Annotated in this window: 17 protein-coding genes; 7 read left to right on the forward strand and 10 right to left on the reverse strand. The window is 68.8% G+C overall.

Going from position 1 to position 16,752, the window contains the following annotated elements; translation table 11 throughout:
• Positions 1-4 precede the first annotated feature (4 nt).
• Positions 5-1,192 carry a 2-deoxy-scyllo-inosose synthase gene (locus tag ACYVKL_RS29705; RefSeq protein ID WP_379166448.1) on the reverse strand — a complete coding sequence of 396 codons (1,188 nt, stop codon included), beginning with the start codon at positions 1,190-1,192 and terminating at the stop codon, positions 5-7.
• A 275-nt stretch (positions 1,193-1,467) separates the two neighbouring features.
• Between ACYVKL_RS29705 and ACYVKL_RS29710 the strand changes: the two genes are divergently transcribed.
• Positions 1,468-2,274: a helix-turn-helix domain-containing protein gene (locus ACYVKL_RS29710; protein ID WP_379166449.1), complete on the forward strand. Its 807-nt coding sequence runs from the start codon at positions 1,468-1,470 to the stop codon at positions 2,272-2,274.
• On the opposite strand, the gene ACYVKL_RS29715 is transcribed toward ACYVKL_RS29710, so the two are convergent.
• The 6 genes from ACYVKL_RS29715 to ACYVKL_RS29740 form a co-directional block, all read right to left on the reverse strand.
• Positions 2,275-3,066, reverse strand: a complete 792-nt coding sequence (locus tag ACYVKL_RS29715) for an alpha/beta fold hydrolase (protein ID WP_379166450.1) — start codon at positions 3,064-3,066, stop codon at positions 2,275-2,277.
• 145 nt (positions 3,067-3,211) lie between these two features.
• On the reverse strand, positions 3,212-3,808 hold the full coding sequence (locus ACYVKL_RS29720) for a GTP-binding protein (protein WP_213555643.1): 597 nt from the start codon (positions 3,806-3,808) through the stop codon (positions 3,212-3,214).
• The gene (locus ACYVKL_RS29725; protein ID WP_379166451.1) at positions 3,783-4,130 is read right to left on the reverse strand and encodes a DUF742 domain-containing protein; all 348 of its coding nucleotides are present in this window, start codon (positions 4,128-4,130) and stop codon (positions 3,783-3,785) included. The genes ACYVKL_RS29720 and ACYVKL_RS29725 overlap by 26 nt, the downstream gene beginning before the upstream one ends.
• A complete protein-coding gene (locus ACYVKL_RS29730) occupies positions 4,127-4,561 on the reverse strand; it encodes a roadblock/LC7 domain-containing protein (RefSeq protein WP_213555641.1) in 435 nt (144 codons plus the stop codon). The genes ACYVKL_RS29725 and ACYVKL_RS29730 overlap by 4 nt, the downstream gene beginning before the upstream one ends.
• Positions 4,558-6,057 (reverse strand): ATP-binding protein, encoded by a 1,500-nt coding sequence (locus tag ACYVKL_RS29735; protein ID WP_379166453.1) that lies wholly within the window; start codon positions 6,055-6,057, stop codon positions 4,558-4,560. The genes ACYVKL_RS29730 and ACYVKL_RS29735 overlap by 4 nt, the downstream gene beginning before the upstream one ends.
• Before the next feature lie 398 nt (positions 6,058-6,455).
• Positions 6,456-7,205 carry an aquaporin gene (locus tag ACYVKL_RS29740; RefSeq protein WP_379166454.1) on the reverse strand — a complete coding sequence of 250 codons (750 nt, stop codon included), beginning with the start codon at positions 7,203-7,205 and terminating at the stop codon, positions 6,456-6,458.
• Positions 7,206-7,372: 167 nt separating this feature from the next.
• On the opposite strand from ACYVKL_RS29740, the gene ACYVKL_RS29745 reads away from it, so the two are divergent.
• Complete coding sequence (locus tag ACYVKL_RS29745) at positions 7,373-8,212, forward strand: SMI1/KNR4 family protein (protein WP_379166455.1); 840 nt, start codon at positions 7,373-7,375, stop codon at positions 8,210-8,212.
• A 322-nt stretch (positions 8,213-8,534) separates the two neighbouring features.
• Here the strand turns inward: ACYVKL_RS29745 and ACYVKL_RS29750 are convergent, their stop codons facing one another.
• Positions 8,535-8,909: a transcriptional regulator gene (locus tag ACYVKL_RS29750; protein WP_379166719.1), complete on the reverse strand. Its 375-nt coding sequence runs from the start codon at positions 8,907-8,909 to the stop codon at positions 8,535-8,537.
• A gap of 185 nt (positions 8,910-9,094) precedes the next feature.
• Complete coding sequence (locus ACYVKL_RS29755) at positions 9,095-9,808, reverse strand: RNA polymerase sigma factor (protein WP_379166456.1); 714 nt, start codon at positions 9,806-9,808, stop codon at positions 9,095-9,097.
• Between the two features lie 152 nt (positions 9,809-9,960).
• Between ACYVKL_RS29755 and ACYVKL_RS29760 the strand changes: the two genes are divergently transcribed.
• From ACYVKL_RS29760 to ACYVKL_RS29775, 4 genes are all read left to right on the forward strand, one after another.
• The gene (locus tag ACYVKL_RS29760) at positions 9,961-10,521 is read left to right on the forward strand and encodes a hypothetical protein (protein WP_379166457.1); all 561 of its coding nucleotides are present in this window, start codon (positions 9,961-9,963) and stop codon (positions 10,519-10,521) included.
• Positions 10,518-11,186: a class I SAM-dependent methyltransferase gene (locus ACYVKL_RS29765; RefSeq protein WP_379166458.1), complete on the forward strand. Its 669-nt coding sequence runs from the start codon at positions 10,518-10,520 to the stop codon at positions 11,184-11,186. The genes ACYVKL_RS29760 and ACYVKL_RS29765 overlap by 4 nt, the downstream gene beginning before the upstream one ends.
• A 45-nt stretch (positions 11,187-11,231) precedes the next feature.
• Complete coding sequence (locus ACYVKL_RS29770; protein WP_379166459.1) at positions 11,232-12,554, forward strand: family 1 glycosylhydrolase; 1,323 nt, start codon at positions 11,232-11,234, stop codon at positions 12,552-12,554.
• A 307-nt stretch (positions 12,555-12,861) separates the two neighbouring features.
• A complete protein-coding gene (locus ACYVKL_RS29775; RefSeq protein WP_379166460.1) occupies positions 12,862-14,217 on the forward strand; it encodes a family 1 glycosylhydrolase in 1,356 nt (451 codons plus the stop codon).
• A 17-nt stretch (positions 14,218-14,234) separates the two neighbouring features.
• On the opposite strand, the gene ACYVKL_RS29780 is transcribed toward ACYVKL_RS29775, so the two are convergent.
• Positions 14,235-14,906, reverse strand: a complete 672-nt coding sequence (locus tag ACYVKL_RS29780; RefSeq protein ID WP_379166461.1) for a MerR family transcriptional regulator — start codon at positions 14,904-14,906, stop codon at positions 14,235-14,237.
• 102 nt (positions 14,907-15,008) lie between these two features.
• On the opposite strand from ACYVKL_RS29780, the gene ACYVKL_RS29785 reads away from it, so the two are divergent.
• Positions 15,009-16,739 carry a GMC oxidoreductase gene (locus ACYVKL_RS29785; RefSeq protein WP_379166462.1) on the forward strand — a complete coding sequence of 577 codons (1,731 nt, stop codon included), beginning with the start codon at positions 15,009-15,011 and terminating at the stop codon, positions 16,737-16,739.
• The last annotated feature ends 13 nt before the right edge of the window (positions 16,740-16,752 follow it).

Below are 16,752 nucleotides of genomic sequence, written 5' to 3' on the forward strand. Positions count from 1 at the left end.
GCGACTACCCGACCGCGACCGGCGCGGCGGCCGACTGCTGGGCGATGACGTCGAGAGCGGCCCGGATCTCGCGCACCGCCACCGGCACCAGCGGCAGGTCGCCGGTGCGCTCGGGCCGGCCGAGCGACCGCAGCAGCACGAACGGCACTGTGTCCGGTCGCGGCGGCAGATACCCCTTCTTGTTGTCGTCGGCGATCACCGCGAGCACATCGTCGACACCGACCGCGGCGGGCAGCGCGGGCTCCACACCCAATCCGGTGACGATCTCGTAGTGCACGCTGACCTCGTCGTCGGACAGCCATCCGCGGGCATGCGAGATATGCGCGGCCACCAGCATTCCCAGCGCAATCGCGGCGCCGTGCGGAAGTCCGGCCACTCCGCGCGCCCGGTGGTCGCAGATCTCGATGGCGTGCCCGGCGGTGTGCCCGTATTCGAGCACCAGGCCTTCGCGACGTTCGAAGGTGTCGTCGCGGGTGACCGCCGATTTCGCGGCGATGCTCGCATCCAGCAGCCACAGCAGCGATTTCGGGGTGGTCATATCCCCGGCCGCGATGACCTCCCGCAGCCCGGCCAGCGCCGAGGGCTGGATCGCGAGGCAATTCTTCGCCATTTCGCACAGGCCGGAACGCAATTCGCGTCCGGGCAGGGTGGTGAACAGCTCGACATCGGTGAATACGGCTTCGGGCGCGTAATAGGTGCCCAGGTGATTCTTGCCGACCCCGGAATTGATGGCTTGCTTGAGCGAGAGCACCGAATCCATGGCCGCGATGGTCGTGGTCGGCACGTGGACCAGGCGCACGCCCCGGAACAGCAGGTTCGCCATCAACCCGGCTAGATTGCCGGGCACGCCGCCGCCGAAGGACACCACCACCGAGCGGCGCGTGATGCCCGCCCGCAGCGCGGTTTCCAGGTGCGCGGACAGACACGTCAGCGTTTTCATCGATTCGCCGGAGGGATGCGAGAGGATCAGTGCGGGAATCGATCCGGCCAGGGTGTCGAGGTGGTGGCGGTAGCGGGCCGCGACGTCCTCGTCGGTGACGAACACGAGTTTGTCGGGTCGCAGTTCGGCGATCGCCGCGCCGATCTCGGCGACGCAGTCGCGGCCGAAATAGTAGGGGAACGATCGGTCGCCGATCACTATCGTGCGCGACCGCAGACCCGATTCGTCGCGAGACAATGAATTACTGGCCATCTCCGGTGCCGCTCCTCGCTATTGCCGATTCCCCCATCGACTCCCCGACCGGCGTCATTGCCGACCCTCGCAACGCCAATATCGAATGCGCGCTCCCCCGTTGGCAACCGCTGGGATTCCCCAGTCAGGTGCAGGTGAATTCGCGAGTACCACTGTGCGAAACAGGATGTTGCGCCGCTACCACCGGCGGTGGTAGCGCCGGGATCGGCCGCCCCGGGTCGTCGTTGCGTGCCTCGCCGGCCGGTGCGGCCGCCTAGGGTGAGGGGGACGACACTGTGCGCGAAGGGATGCTGTTGGCCGACAACGAATTCGGGTTGCTGACCGCCGAGGAGCTGCGCGCGCCCACGCTGGCCGAGTTCGTGCGCGAACGACGCGCGCGGGCGAGCGCGCGCTATCCGGCGGGACTGACCCGCAAGCAGCTGGCCGAGGCCACCCACGCCAGCCTGGGCTACATCGCCAAGATCGAGCAGGGTGAGGCGCTCAATCCCGGTCCGGCCATTCTGGATTCGCTGGCGACAGTGCTGGAGCTGGACACGGCCGAACGGGTCCACCTCTACCATCTGGCCCAGCAGCGCCCGGCGGCGTCGTCGGTGCGGGCGCTGCGTCACGGTGACGCGGCACAGGCGGCGGTGCGCACGGTGCTCGACGCGCTGCTGCCGCATCTGGCCGCCGCGATCGACGACAGCTGGCAGGTGGTGGCCTGCAACAGCGCTTTCGACGAGGCGCTGCCCGGCCTGGCCCGCCAGGGGCACGTGCTGCGGTGGATGTTCACCGACCCGCGCTCGCGCATCGTGCTCGAGGAGTGGGAGCGTGAGGCCCGGTTGATGGTGGGACGCTTCCGCGCGTACGCGGCCGGCGCGCCGGAGCGCGCGAATCTCGAGCTACTGTTGCGCGAACTCGGCGAACAGCCCGACTTCCGGCGGTTGTGGGGCGAGGGGCACGTCGCGATCGGCCGCCACGATCCGACCTTCACCTTGCGAAATCCACGCACCGCCACGGTGTTCGACGTGCGGGTGCAGCGCTACCGCGCGACCGCGCCCGGCCCCGCGCATCAGCTGTTCATCGGGTTGCTGGGCGCCTGATCACGACGGCAGGGCGTCGAGGAAGTCGCGCAGCAGCACGTTGACCTCGTCGGGGTGGGTCAGGGTGGGGGTCATGGCGGCCGCGGAGATGGTGTGCACCGGGGTCGGATTGCCCAGGGCCGCGGCCAGTTCCTCGACCAGCTCGGCGCTGATCGCCTGATCGGCCAGACCGCGCATGACCAGTGCGGGACAGTGGATGTCGCCCAGCAGTTCCACCACCGAGTCCCGGTTGACCAGGCATTCCCCGGCCAGCCGGATGCGGTCGCGCGGCGCGGCGGCCCACTTCTCCCGCCAAGGTCGCTGGTCGGCGACGGTCGAGCCGATCATCAGCGAGCCGACCATCTTGATGGTGGGTCCCGGTGCGGCACTACTGGTCCACAGGTCGAGAACCTCGCGGTAGCCGGCCCGCCGCTGCGGGGTCATGGCCGTGCCGCCACACCCGACCACGATCAGCCCGGCGACGCGCGGCTGCGCCAACAGGGCCATCCGCACCGCGGTGTAGCCCCCGTGCCCCACACCGCCGACCACGACCCGGTCCAGCCCCAGTTCGTCCACGACAGCCCAGGCGTCGCGGGCGAGATCCCAGTAGCTGAACGGTGTGTCGTCGTCCTCGGTCAGACCGTGTCCGCGGGAATCGATGGCGATGAGGCGGTAGTCGGGCGTCAGCGCGGCGCGCTGCGGCGCGAACATCTCCTGGTCCATGAACAGGCCGTGGCCGAGCACGACCGCAGGCCCCGGCCCGCCGGTATCGGTGTAGTGGATCTTGACGGATCCGCGACTCGCAAACGGCATTCCGAAACTCTTTCAGTTCACCCTGCAGGAATCGCTCACCGTACAGCAGATTCCGCGCCGCATGACCGTCCTTGCGAGATGCGTCACGTGACCCCGCGCGCCAAGCCTCTCACCACGAATGATGTTCTGCCCGTGGAAAATACGGCTAGACGCGCGGCTCCAGCAGATACTCGACCAACGTGATGAGCGACTGCAGGCAGGGATTGCGGTCGCGCGCGTCCAGGCGCATCAGCGGCGTCCACGGATCCAGGTCGAGGGCCTCGCGCACCTCCTCGAGCGGATGGCGCGGCGCTCCGTCGAAGTCGTTGACGGCCACCGCGTACGGCACCCCGCGCTCCTCGAGGATCGACAGCGCCTCGTCGGCCTTGTCCAGGCGGCGCGTGTCGACCAGCACCAGCGCCCCCAGCGCGCCGACGGCCAGGTCCTCCCAGATGGGCACGAACCGGCGCTGGCCGGGCGTGCCGAAAAGGTACAGGGCCAGCTGCGGATTGAGGGTGATGCGGCCGAAGTCCATGGCCACCGTGGTGGTGGTCTTGTCCGGCAGCCCGGCCATGTCGTCGACGCCGACGCTGGCCTCGGTGATGATCTCCTCGGTGCGCAGCGGCCGGATCTCGGACACACTGCCCACGAACGTGGTCTTCCCGACGCCGAAGGGCCCGGCCACCAGCAACTTCACGGTGCGGGTGACGGTCTCCGGCACATAGTCGACGACGCGCTCATGCGGAGAGAGCGCGGAGTCCATGGAGTACCTCTTCCAAGAGAGCTTGTCCCGGCAGCGCTTCCACCGGGGCAGGATGGGTCAGGTGACCGCTGTCGAGCAGGTCCACCACCAGGATCTTGACCACCGAGGGCGGCAGATCCAGGTAGGCCGCCAGTTCGGCGGGGGTCAGCACCCCGCGGCGGGCGATCTGCAGGATGCGGCGGGCGTCCGGGGACGCGCCGGGAGGCGGATCGGCCGCCGCGACAACCAGACTGACCAGATCCAGCGCCCGGCTGGGACGCGATCGGCCGCCGGTGCGCACGTAGGCCCGGACCAGGTCGGGATCGCGCCGCGGCCGGCTCATGAGCGCGGCAGATCCACTCTGGTCCGCGACGTACTGCCGAGCTCGCGCCCGACCCGCCCGGCCAGTTCGTTCATCCGATGCGCGACCAGGCTGACGTCCACGTCCGTGGTGGTCGAGACACCGAGCAGGGCACCGGCTCCGGCGGCGGTGATGAAGATCATCCCGTCGGCGTACTCGGTCATGTTCTGGCGCACCGAATTACCGGCCGAACCGCCGCAGAACTCGGCGAGCGCTTTGCCGAGAGCCCGCAGACCGGACGCCGCGGCGGCGAACCGCTCGGCGTCGTCGATGCTGACACCGCCGGTGTGGGCTATGCGTAGGCCGTCCTCGGACAGCAGCACGGCGAAGCGAACCCCGGGGGCTTCGAGATCGTCGAGCAGCCAGGCCAGCCGGTTGGTATCACTCAGTGCCGTCGCGGGCGTGCCGGTCACGATGTCATCCCTTCGGAGTGCTCGAACGCGGCCGCTCGACCGCGTTGGGAGCCGCTGTACCAGGCAGCGGCGATATCGGGACGCGCGGAAGCGGTGGCATCCGCGGGGTCCGAGCCGACGGTGGCCGCCAGGGACACCGTCGCGGAGCGGCGGCGCCGTCGGGGCAGGCCACCGGAAGTGAGGTCTTGCGGTACCGAATCCATAGCGACCACAGTGGGTTCCGGATCGGGGGCGGGCAACCGGGTGGGCTCCGGCACCGGAGTCGGGACCGGAGCTGGGGCCGGAGCGGGCACGGGCACGGGCACCTGCTGCACGGGGGCGGGTGCGGCCAGCAGGGATTCGGGAATGAACACCATGGCGCGCATGCCGCCGTACATGTTGGGGCCGTCGAGGTAGACCGAGAAACCGTAGCGGCGGGCCAGCGCGGCCACGCCGGGGAAGCCGACGCGCGGGGTCGGGCCCAGCGCGTGGATGTCGACGACCTGATCGCCGGCCAGCACGCGGCGGGTCTCCTCGAGCTGCTCGGGGTTCATCCGTACCCCGGCGTCGTCGATGATCACCGTGACGCCGTGGTGACCCTCCTGGAAACCGATGTCCACGTACGAGGTCGGCGGCGAGTAGCGCAGCGCGTTGTCCAGCAGCGTCGCGATGGTGTGCACCAGCGGCTCCACCACCCGGCTCACCACCGGTCGCTCCAGGTCGCCCGAACGCACCCGGGTGTAGTCGCGCACACGGCCGGTCGCGCCGCCCACCACGTCGGTGAGGGTCTGCTGCGGCCAGCGACGACCGGGCAGACCTCCACAGACGATCACGTAGGACTGGGCCTGGCGGATCATCTGCTGTACGGAATGGTCGATGCGGGTGAGCGTTTCGAAGGTCTCGTCGTTGCGGTGGCGGCGCAGCGCGGCGCTCACCACCTGGCTGACGTCGGCGCCCAAGCTCACCACCGAGGCGCCGAAGGCGCGCACCGCGGCCGAGGTGGCATCACGCGCGGCGCCTTCCACCTGGGTGCGGGCGCCCTCGGCGGCCTCGGCGACCGCGGTGCGGGCGCTCTCACCGGCCTGTGCGACGGCGACCCGGGCGGCCTCCTCGGACTGGGCGATGGCCAGCTGGGCCATCTCCTCGACCTGAGCGATCGCAGTATCACGGGCGGATTCGGCCTGGGCGAGGGCGAGCTGGGTCTCGGTCGCGCCCTCGCGCCGGATCCGGTCGGCGGTCTCGGTGGCCACCTGCTGCAGCTCTTCGCCGCAGCGGGCGGTCCACTGCCACACCAGTTCCGCGATGCGCGACTGTTCCAGCACGATCGGCAGGTTCACCGTCGGGTTGTCCGGATCAGAGCGGCGCACCGCCGCACCGATGGCGGGCACGATGTTCTCGGTCAGATTCGCGATCATCGCCTCGATCGCGGCGTCGCGGTCTCGTTGTTCCTCGCGCACGGCCGCGACCCGCCCGCGTTCGGCCCGCAAGGCCAGCCACAGGAAAATCACCCCTGCCACTGCGAGTACGAGTGTGGCAGCGAGGACCCAGGAAAGCAGCACGGCGTTGTCTTGATTCATCAATTCTCTTGTCGTCCGGCCGATCCTGAAATCGGCGGAGCCACCATAGCAGAATCGTCTGTGTCCCCGAACCTTTCGGTATCTCCGAGCAAACCGCAAGTCGGAGTCCATGCAGCTCACCGCATTTCACCGCACTCTTGCAGACCGAGGACTCACTGCGGGGCCACCCGGTGACCGGGGGCATCTTAGTCCGAGGTCTGCAGCACATCACCTGGACGAACGACCATGACGGTTGCGGCCGCACCCCGGAACCGCGGCCGTCTGGACCAGACCCGGCATTCGCGCCGCCCCACGCCCGCTTTCGCGCCCAGCAACCTCCCCGCTGCCACCCACGGTGCCTAGCGGGGCCGGGCAGCCGGGCGATACAACAGGGTGATCAGGCTGGAACCGGCCAGGCCGCCCAGGATTTGGGCCGCGACGAACGCGGGCACCGAGGAGGGGGCGATGCCGGTCACCGAATCCGACAGCATGCGACCGAGGGTGAGCGCCGGATTGGCGAAGGACCCGGAACTGGTGAACCAGATCGCCGAACCAAGGTACGCGGCCATCGCCGCGGCATTGACCCCGCGTCCGTGGCGGGCCACAGCGAACCCGACCGCCACCAGCCCCGCCGCGGCGAGAACCTCACCGATCAGGTGGCCGCCAGTGACGCGCGCCTGAGTCGCGCTCTGCCACGGGGAACGGTCAAACATCGCGTTGGCCAGCACCGCACCGGTGACCGCGCCCGAGCACTGCGCGGCGACATAGAAGCCGAAGGCGCGCGTAGACAATCCGCCACGGTCACGCCGCCTACCCAGCCAATCCGCGAGCGACACCACCGGATTGAGGTGCGCACCCGAGATCGGGCCGAAAGTCAGGATGAGCACGGCCAACCCCAGCGCACTGGCGGTCGAGTTCTCCAGCAGCCGCAATCCGAGATCGCCGGGCGAGAGCTGCTCAGCGGCGATACCCGACCCGATCACCACGACCGCGAGCGCAGCGGTGCCGGCGAACTCGGCCACCGCCCGACGTCCCAACGGCAATGGGCCGACACCGGCCATGACGCGGACGGGAGCGGGATCGATTACCGGCAGTTCTGGATTCGGCACCCGGTCACAGTGTCAGACCAGGGCTTTCACCAGTCCGAGTCGCGGCAAGATATTTCATATATCAGGGACGGGGTTCCCACGGGTAGATAGATAGCCCTCAAATTGCCCGAGGCCTGGTCAGATTCATCCCGAACCCACCCGGGTTGAGGCTCGATAGCCTTTCTCGCATGACGACGATCGACGACTTGGTTCGCCTGGTGCCACCACCTGCGAATCCCATCCACGCGTTCGGTGACTGGGGGCAGATCGAGGCCACCCTCGCGCTGGAACTTCCCATGGATTTCAAGTTGCTCGTCGAGTTCTACGGCGTGGGCAAGTTCGTGGACTTCATCACGCCGCTGACGCCCTTCGGCCCTCATGATTTCCTGGTCCAATCCGCACAGCAGCTCCTGGACAGCGAGCGCCCGCTCCGTGAGGCGAACCCGGAACAATGCCTCTATCCCTACTATCCGGAGCCCGGCGGACTGCTGGAGTGGGCCGCAACCGACAACGGTGACCGGCTGTGCTGGGTGACCGACGGGGAGCCGGATACCTGGACCGTGGTGGCTTGGAACCCGCGCGCGGGCGACTTCCACGCCCACGACACCGGCGCGGTCGCATTCCTCCACGGCTGGCTGAGTGGACTGGTCAACACCACCGTTTTCCCTGCCTACGACGACACCGCAACGCCATGGTTCGAGCCCGATCGCGAACTACAACACGTCTACATCAAGCTGACCGACGGCCACCGCAGCTACCTCGAGCGCCTTCAGATCTTGCGTGAGGCGTTGTCCCCGACCGCCAACCGAGGCGGCTGGGCACAAGGAGATCAACGCCAGGACCACTTCGCTGCCACAGAGCTTGGTTGGAACCTCACCTACGAGACGGCCTACGGCCATCGGATCCGCATTGCGTTCCCGCCCGAAGACGAACAACAAGTTCGGGTGGCTTTGCTCGACGCGATCCACTGCATGGGCTGCGAAGTGTTGTCCACCACGACACACCTCGGACAACCTGTCTGGGGTTAACCACCTCGAGCACGCTCCGACTCGAGGGATCTCGAGGCAGCAGGGGCGGCGGCGCACACGCGCCGCCCTCGAAGCCATAGAAGCGAATACGGCAACGGCTCCGGAAGCGCAGTTGGCTGATGCAGCGGGACAGCGAGTCTCGGGGTCGATATACGGCTCGACGTTGCAGAGCGCCCAGTTGATTCGCTTGCGCGGTCCTCGAGCTGATCTCCGGCAGCGGACACGAACGCTTCGATTTCACTCTCGGCCTGCTCATGAACAATCTGCGATCCTCAGCGCGGTAGCCAAATTCGAGCACGCCCGGTGTCATCCTGGCGCGGGGCTATTCGACGCCGCCGGTGCCCACCGCGGGCAGGCCTTCGGTGAGGCGCAGGCGGACGGCCATGGCGGTGAGCAGGTTCTGCGATTCCTCGCTCAGGTCGTGGGCGCGCAGGCAGAGGTCGCGCAGGCGGTCGGATTGCAGGCGGGTGAGCAGGTCGTGGTCGGGGCCCAGGGGGGTGAGGTGGTCGCCTGCGGTGAGGTAGCCGGGGCGGACGCGGAAGTAGCGCGCGAGGGCGGCGATCGTTTCCCGGGACGGGTCGAGGCGGGTGCCCTCGCGGAGTTGGCTGATGTAGGGCTTGGAGATCGGGTGGCCCCAGGCGGTGAGCTGGGTGGCGACCGCCGAGTTGGTGTGCGGGCGGGCGCCGGGGGCGGGCATCGCGTCGAAGAGTTTGTTCAGGCGGGCCGCGAAGCCGGCGGAGACGAGGGGGGCCGGGATGGTCTGTGGTGCGGTGGTGGGGCGTGGGAGGCGGGCGTAGAGCCGGTGCAGGGCGGGCTCGTCGAGGGAGGAGCGTTCGAGTAGCTCGGCGATGCGGAGTAACGGGTCGGGGGCGTGGTCTTGGGTCATTCGGCCGCTTCCTCAGCGTCGAGGCCGGTCATCCAGCCGTGGTCGTATCTCAGTTCGGCCCAGCGTTGTTCGACGGCGGTCACCGTCGCGAAGTCGAACAGCTGCTGGATCTCGCGACCGGTGAAACCCATCGCCTTGCCCCACACCAATGCACGGTCACGCTCGCCGAGGCCCGTCAGGCGGCTGCGGAACGCCAGGCGGGAGACGGCCGAATCGGCCACGTCCTCGGTGGCGGCCAGCACCTCGTTCAGGTCGGGGCCGTCTTCGGTGACCACCGACACCGGTGTGGTGGACGGGTGCCGGTAGAGGTCGCCGCCGCGGCGGCTGCGCCGGAACTGTTCGACGAACGCCGCCACGCACGCGCCGAGGAAGTAGCCGCCCAGGCTCGCGCCGGCGTCGGCGTCCCAGCCGTCCCCGTCGCGGGCGCCGCGCCGGAAGCGTTCCAGGGCTCGGGTGATGGTGTCCTGCACGAAGTCCTCCGCGAAGCGGGTCTCCACCAGCAACCGTTCCTGCTCGGTCGGCCGCAGGGGCATCCGGTTGCGTTCGGCGACCGCGAAAATCCACCCGCTGCGCACCCATGGCCCGAGCACCGCCAATGCGTGGCGAACCAGACTGTCCGCCAGCAGATTCCAGCCGGGCCCCTCGAATCCGGCCTTGCGGACCAGTTCGAACAGCTCGTGGTCGGCTGCGCGTCTCTCTGGATCGGTCATGTCGTCGGTGTCCTCACCCAGCACCTCCAGATCGCTGACGAACACGTTATAGGGGCGGCAAACAAAGCGCCTCTCTTTCAGCTAATGCTCAGTATCCAGGGTGTGTAAATCGTTTCTTGACAGCGGCTTTCGCGTAAAGGCAGCATTTACATATGAGTGATTCCCAGCCCCGCGATCCCGCCGACGAGCGCGCGATCCTGGCAAAACTGTTGTCCGCCAATGCCGATTTCGTCGCCGAGGTGCTGCGACCCGCACCGGGAGTGCCCCCGCCGTCGGTGATGGCGGCGCTGCGAGCGGCACGCAGCCTCGACGGCGTCGTCGACGACGTACTGCGCTCGCTGGTGCGGCAGGCCCGCGACGAGGGTCGGACCTGGGCCGAGATCGGCGAAATCTTCGGCACCTCACGTCAAGCCGCGTTTCAGCGCTTCGGCGGACCCGCGGCCGGCATCCAGATTCCCCCGATGCACTCCACGCCGCCGATTCCGCCCGTTCCGCCCCCGCCTCCGATGCCGGGCGTCCCGCCCATGCCATCCATGCCCGAAATGCCGTCCATGCCTGGCATGCCCGATTGGTCGAAGGTGCCGGGGATGCCCAAGGTTCCGGGTTGGCCCTTCGGCGGGCCGCAGCATCCCCCAGGACCCGAGCACCACGATGGTCCCGACACGCGCGGTCCCCACGGCCACGAGCCGCGCCGCGACGAGCCCGGCGCATGAGCGCAGCGGCCGTGGCGGGTAATGCGGCCCCGCGCGCCTACCGCGATCGGGGCCCTCGCCTGCTGGCGGCCGCACGGCAGCGGTACGCGGAGGACCGGCTGGCCGACGCCGTGTCGGCGGGGACGCGCCAGGTGATCGTGTTCGGCAGGGCCCTGGACACTTTCGCCGCGCACAACCCGTATCGGGACGTGCGGCTTTTTCGGGTGACCGACACCGGCACCGGAATCGCGCTGCCCACAGCCGATTCCGATCGGTTCGGTCCGGCTACGCCGTCGCAGGTCTCGGAATTCGCGCGATGTGCGGGCGGATTCGATCCGGAGGCACCCGTTTTCGCGATCCATCTGGGTGACCTGTGTCCGGTGAATGCCGGGGGCACGTCCACCACTCGCCACGCCTCGGCCCGTGCCGAGATCCCCGCCGCAGGCGCGTGCCCTTCGATCGGGCCTGTACTGAGGCTGCTGACCGGCTGCCCCGGCGGCGCGGAGCTGGTCGTGGACGTGCCGCACACCGCGGCCGCCCGCGTGGCGCGGCTGCTGCGTGAGACCGGCTGGGAGACGATGGAGGAGCTCGCGGCCGAGGTGCTGGCCGCCCGCTATCTCGACGCCGCGCCCGAGCGGGACTATTCGGTCGAACCCTGGGTGGTGCGGGCCCGTGTCGCGCAATAATGCTGGTCGGCTGCTCAATTCATGGTTCACCGGATGAGGAGTGTCATGCGAGCACACACCCGACGCCACGCCGCCGCGCTAGCGGTCGCGGTGACCGCACTGCTGGCGAGCACGGCCCCGGCCACCGCACGACCCGCTCCGCAACTCCTTCCGGCCTTGGGCGCGGACTTCCACTGGGGTGTGGCCGCCTCCGGCTTCCAGTCCGAAGGCCATGCGCCCGACAGCAATTGGCGCCGTTACGCCGCCACTCACCCCGACTACGACCCATACGGCGACAGCGTCGACTTCTACGACCGCTACGCCTCCGACATCGCGCTCGCGAAGGGCTTGGGGGTCGACACCTACCGGATCAGCGTGGAGTGGGCGCGAGTACAGCCGCAGCCGGGAGTGTGGGACGAGGCGGGATTCGCCTTCTACGACAAGGTGATCGCGGCGATCCGGGCCGCGGGCATGCGGCCCATGATCACCCTGGATCACTGGGTGTATCCGGGCTGGGAAGCCGACCGCGGCGGCTGGGGCAATCCGGGCATGGTCGAGGACTGGCTGGCGAACATGCGCGCGGTGGTGGACCGCTACGCGGGCGCGGATCCGGTGTGGGTGACGATCAACGAGCCCTTCGCCTACATCATGAACGAGGTCCGCAACGGCGGGCTGCCCGCGACCGAGGCGCTGACCATGCAGGCGCGACTGGCCCAGGCGCACAACAGCATCTACGACCACATCCACGCGCGGCAGCCCGCCGCGATGGTGACCAGCAATCTCGCCTATGTGCCGGCCGCCGATCCGCTGGTCGACGGCGGCATGCTCGACGCCATCGCCGCCAAGCTGGATTTCGTGGGCATCGACTACTACTACGGCCTGTCCCCCGACACCGCCGCGCAGTACAGCGCGTTCGCCGCCTCCCAGTTGTGGAAGCTGCCGCTGCAGGCCGACGGCCTCTACTACGCGCTGCGCCACTTCGCGCGGCTGTTCCCGGGCAAACCGCTCTACATCGTGGAGAACGGCATGCCGACCGAGAACGGCGCGCCCCGCACCGACGGCTATACCCGCGCCGACGACCTGCGCGACACCATCTACTGGCTGCAGCGCGCCGAGGCCGACGGCATCGACGTGATCGGCTGCAACTACTGGAGTCTCACCGACAACTACGAGTGGGGTTCCTACACACCGCGTTTCGGCCTCTACACCGTCGACGTGCAGACCGATCCGTCGCTGACCCGCAAGCCCACCGACGCCGTGGACGCCTATCGCGCGATCACCCACGACGCCGGTGTACCCGGCGGATACCTGCCGACCCGCCCGCCGGCGAGCTGCTCGCTGGTCGACGCCCTCGACAGCTGCGTCGACCCGGTCACGCTGCCGGGCTAGGAACTTTCCGGCAGCCCGCACCGGACTGTGACTCCCCCTCCTGGAACCGCTTGGGCCACAGGCCGGTACGTCTCGAACGGTAGGCGTACATGGACCATGCCCGATCTGTCCGGATCTGTGTGGGCGGATATCGCCGCAGGTCAGCGTCGCGCGCGGGTTTTCCGGACCGGAAATCCGGGCGTTGACGGGCGGGCAGAGAGATCGGGCCCACCGCGCGACACGCGCCCGGCTGCCCCGGAATTCAGTTAATTGGCAGCTACGCTCCGAAAGGGACATTCCGACCAGGCGTCCCGGAGAAGGAGCCCCGATGCGCCGTCGCTTGCACCGACTAGTCCTCGCCGGGCTCGCCGCCGCCGCGACGCTGTTGCCGGTGGCCTCGGCCGCCCACGCCACCCCCGCCCTGCCCTCGCCCCAGGGCGCACACGGCGGGCTGGGCCCGGACTTCCTATGGGGCGTGGCCGCCTCGGGCTTCCAGTCCGAAGGCCACGCGCCCGACAGCAACTGGATGCACTACATCGACGCCAACCCCGGCTGGGACCGCTACCGCAACGCCATCGACTTCCGCTCCCGCTACCAGACCGACATCGCGCTGGCCGCGGGTCTGGGCTCGAAGGTGTTCCGCATCGGCATCGAATGGGCGCGGCTGCAGCCCGAACCCGGGGTGTGGGACGAGGAGGGGTTCGCCTTCTACGACCGCGTCATCGACGACATCGTGGCCAACGGCATGGAACCCATGCTGACGCTGGACCATTGGGTGTACCCGGGCTGGGCGGCCGATCGCGGCGGCTGGCGCGACGAGCACATGGTGGCCGACTGGCTGGCCAACGCGCGCAAGGTGGTCGACCGCTACACCTCGCGCAATCCGGTGTGGGTGACGGTCAACGAGCCGGTCGCCTACATCATGCACGAGGTGCGCCAGAACGACACCGACGCCGACGAGATGCTCGACCGGGTCGCCCAGGTGCACAACGAGATCTACGACTACATCCACAAGGTGCAGCCCAAGGCGCTGGTCACCAGCAACGTGGGCTACGTGGCGGGGGCCGAGTCGCAGGTCAACGGGCCGCTCATGGAGCGCATCGGCGACAAGCTCGACTTCATCGGGGTGGACTACTACTTCGGCTACGAGCCGCCCAAGTCCAACGCGGTCGACCAGCCCGACGGGTCGGTCGCCCAGCCCGCAGGCATGTGGGACCTGCCGATCCGGCCCGAGGGCATCTACTATGCGCTGCAACACTATTCGCGCATGTTCCCCGGCAAGCCGCTGTGGGTGGTGGAGAACGGCATGCCCACCGACAACGGCAAGCCGCGCCCCGACGGCTACACCCGCTCCGACCATCTGCGCGACACCGTGTACTGGCTGCAGCGCGCCAAGGCCGACGGCATGAACCTGATCGGCTACAACTACTGGAGCCTGACCGACAACTACGAGTGGGGTTCGTTCGCACCGCGTTTCGGCCTCTATACCGTCGATGTGCAGACCGATCCGAGCCTGACCCGCAAGCCCACCGACGCGGTGGACACCTACCGGCAGATCATCACCGTCGGCGGCGTGCCCTCGGGCTATGAGCCGGTGCGCTTCCCGTCCGACTGCAAGCTGGTCGATCCTCCGGCCAGCTGCGAGAACCCGGTCACCGTCCCCGCCGCGGTCCCCGCGCCCTGACGCGGGCGCGGCGCGGTTCAGCGCTGACGCACCGCGCGTTCGATCTCCTCGACCAGGGTGGCGCCGCCGACCTCACTGGCCGCGGCGCGGAACCGGTCCCGGAAGCGATCCAGGTCCAGATCGATACCCTCGCCGGTGTACTCCCGGCCCGAGGCCTCCCGGACCACCCGGACCATCTCATCGGCCAAGGTCGCGATGTGGGTGCGGATCAGTTTGCGCAGCACGCCCGACAACGCGATGTCGGTGCCCACGTCGTAGAGGATCAACGCGCCGGTGAGCATGGCCGGTTCGGGCACCCGCCAGCGGGCGCCGAGCGAGACGAGGTAGCCCTCGGCCAGCAGGTCGTCGAGGATCTCGGGTCGGCGATCACCGAGCAACTCGGTCAGGGCGTCGTCGTCGAGGACCGTGCCGGTGTCGATGTCGCCGCTGTAGCGCGGATCGAAGACCTCCCGCCAGTCGCCGTCGCCGGGGACCTCGGCCTCGAACACCTCGCGAATCGCGTCCAGGCGCAGCCCGCGCGCCTGCATCGCGGTGATGGCGCGCAGCCGTTCGAGGTGGTCGGGACCGTAGACCGCTTCCTTGCCGGCGCGGCCGGGCTTGGGCAGCACGCCGACCGAGTGGTAGTAGCGGATGGTGCGGGCGGCCACCCCACTGAGTTCGGCGAGTTGCAGGCGGCTGTATCGGTCCACGCGAACAGCATAGATACCGCAACCCGGTCCGACGTTGACAGTCACAACTGTCCGCATTAGCGTAACCGCCGCCACACTGTCGACGACGACAAGGGAGTCCTCATGACCCAACGCGACACCGACTTCGACGTGCTCATCGTCGGGTCCGGATTCGGCGGCAGTGTGAGCGCACTGCGCCTGACCGAGAAGGGCTATACCGTCGGCGTGCTCGAGGCCGGTCAGCGCTTCACCGACGACCAGCTCCCCGACACCAGCTGGGACCTGCGCAAGTTCCTGTGGGCCCCGAAGCTGGGCTGCTTCGGCATCCAGCGCATCCACCCGCTGCGCGATGTGCTGATCCTGGCCGGCGCGGGCGTGGGCGGCGGCTCGCTCAACTACGCCAACACCCTCTACGTGCCCCCGGCCCCCTTCTTCGCCGACCCGCAGTGGCGCGAGATCACCGACTGGCACGACGAGCTGATGCCCTACTACGAGCAGGCCCGCAAGATGCTCGGCGTGGTCACCAACCCGCACATGACCCCCGCCGACGAGGTGTTCAAGCAGGTCGCCGAGGACATGGGCGTGGGCGACACCTTCGTGCAGACCCCGGTCGGAGTGTTCTTCGGCGAGGCGGGCAAGACCGTGCCCGACCCGTACTTCGGTGGCGCGGGCCCCGAGCGCACCGGCTGCATCGAATGCGGCGAGTGCATGACCGGCTGCCGCCACAACGCCAAGAACACCCTGGTCAAGAACTACCTGTACCTGGCGGAAAAGGGTGGCGCGCAGGTGTTCCCGATGACCACGGTCACCACCGTGCGCCCGCTGCCCGACGGCACCTGGGACGTGGAGACCGAACGCACCGGAGCGTGGTTCCGCAAGCAGCCCAAGACCTACACCGCCAAGCACGTGGTGCTGGCCGCCGGCACCCGCGGCACCCAGCAGCTGCTGTTCGCCATGCGCGACAAGGGCGTGCTGCCGCAGCTGTCGTCGAGGCTGGGCCTGCTGACCCGCACCAACTCCGAATCGATCCTCGGCGCGGCCACCCGCAAGGTGAACCCCGACGTCGATTACACCCGCGGTGTGGCCATCACCTCCTCCATCCACCCGACCCCCGACACCCACATCGAACCGGTCCGCTACGGCAAGGGCTCCAATTCGATGGGCCTGCTGCAGACGCTCATGGTCGACGGCGGCGGCAGCATCCCGCGCTGGCTACGCTTCCTGTGGATCGTGCTCCGGCATCCGCTGATGCTGCTGCAGTTCATGTCGGTGAAGAACTGGAGTGAGCGCACCATCATCTCGCTGGTGATGCAGCATCTGGACAACTCCATCACCACCTACACCAAGCGCGGGCTGTTCGGGCGCAAGCTCACCTCCAAACAGGGCCACGGCGAACCGAATCCGACCTGGATCCCCGCCGGCAACGAGGTCACCCGCAAGGTCGCCGACACCATCGGCGGTGTCGCGGGCGGCACCTGGGGCGAGGTCTTCAACATTCCGCTGACCGCCCACTTCCTGGGCGGCGCGGCGATCGGCGCGGACGCCGAGCACGGTGTCATCGACGCCTACCACCGCGTTTACGGCTACCCGACCATGTCGGTGGTCGACGGCGCGGCGGTCTCGGCGAACCTGGGCGTGAACCCGTCGCTGACCATCACCGCCCAAGCCGAGCGGGCCGCGGCGATGTGGCCCAACAAGGGTCAGGCCGACACCCGCCCGGATCAGAGCGCCGGCTACACCCGCATTGCGCCCGTCGCACCGGTGCAGCCGATGGTTCCCGCGTCCGCTCCGGCGGCGCTGGTGCTGCCGATCGTCGAGATCCGCGGCGGCAAGTCCGAATCCACCCCTGCCTGACATGGTGTGAACA

It is taken from the genome of Nocardia tengchongensis (assembly GCF_054781395.1).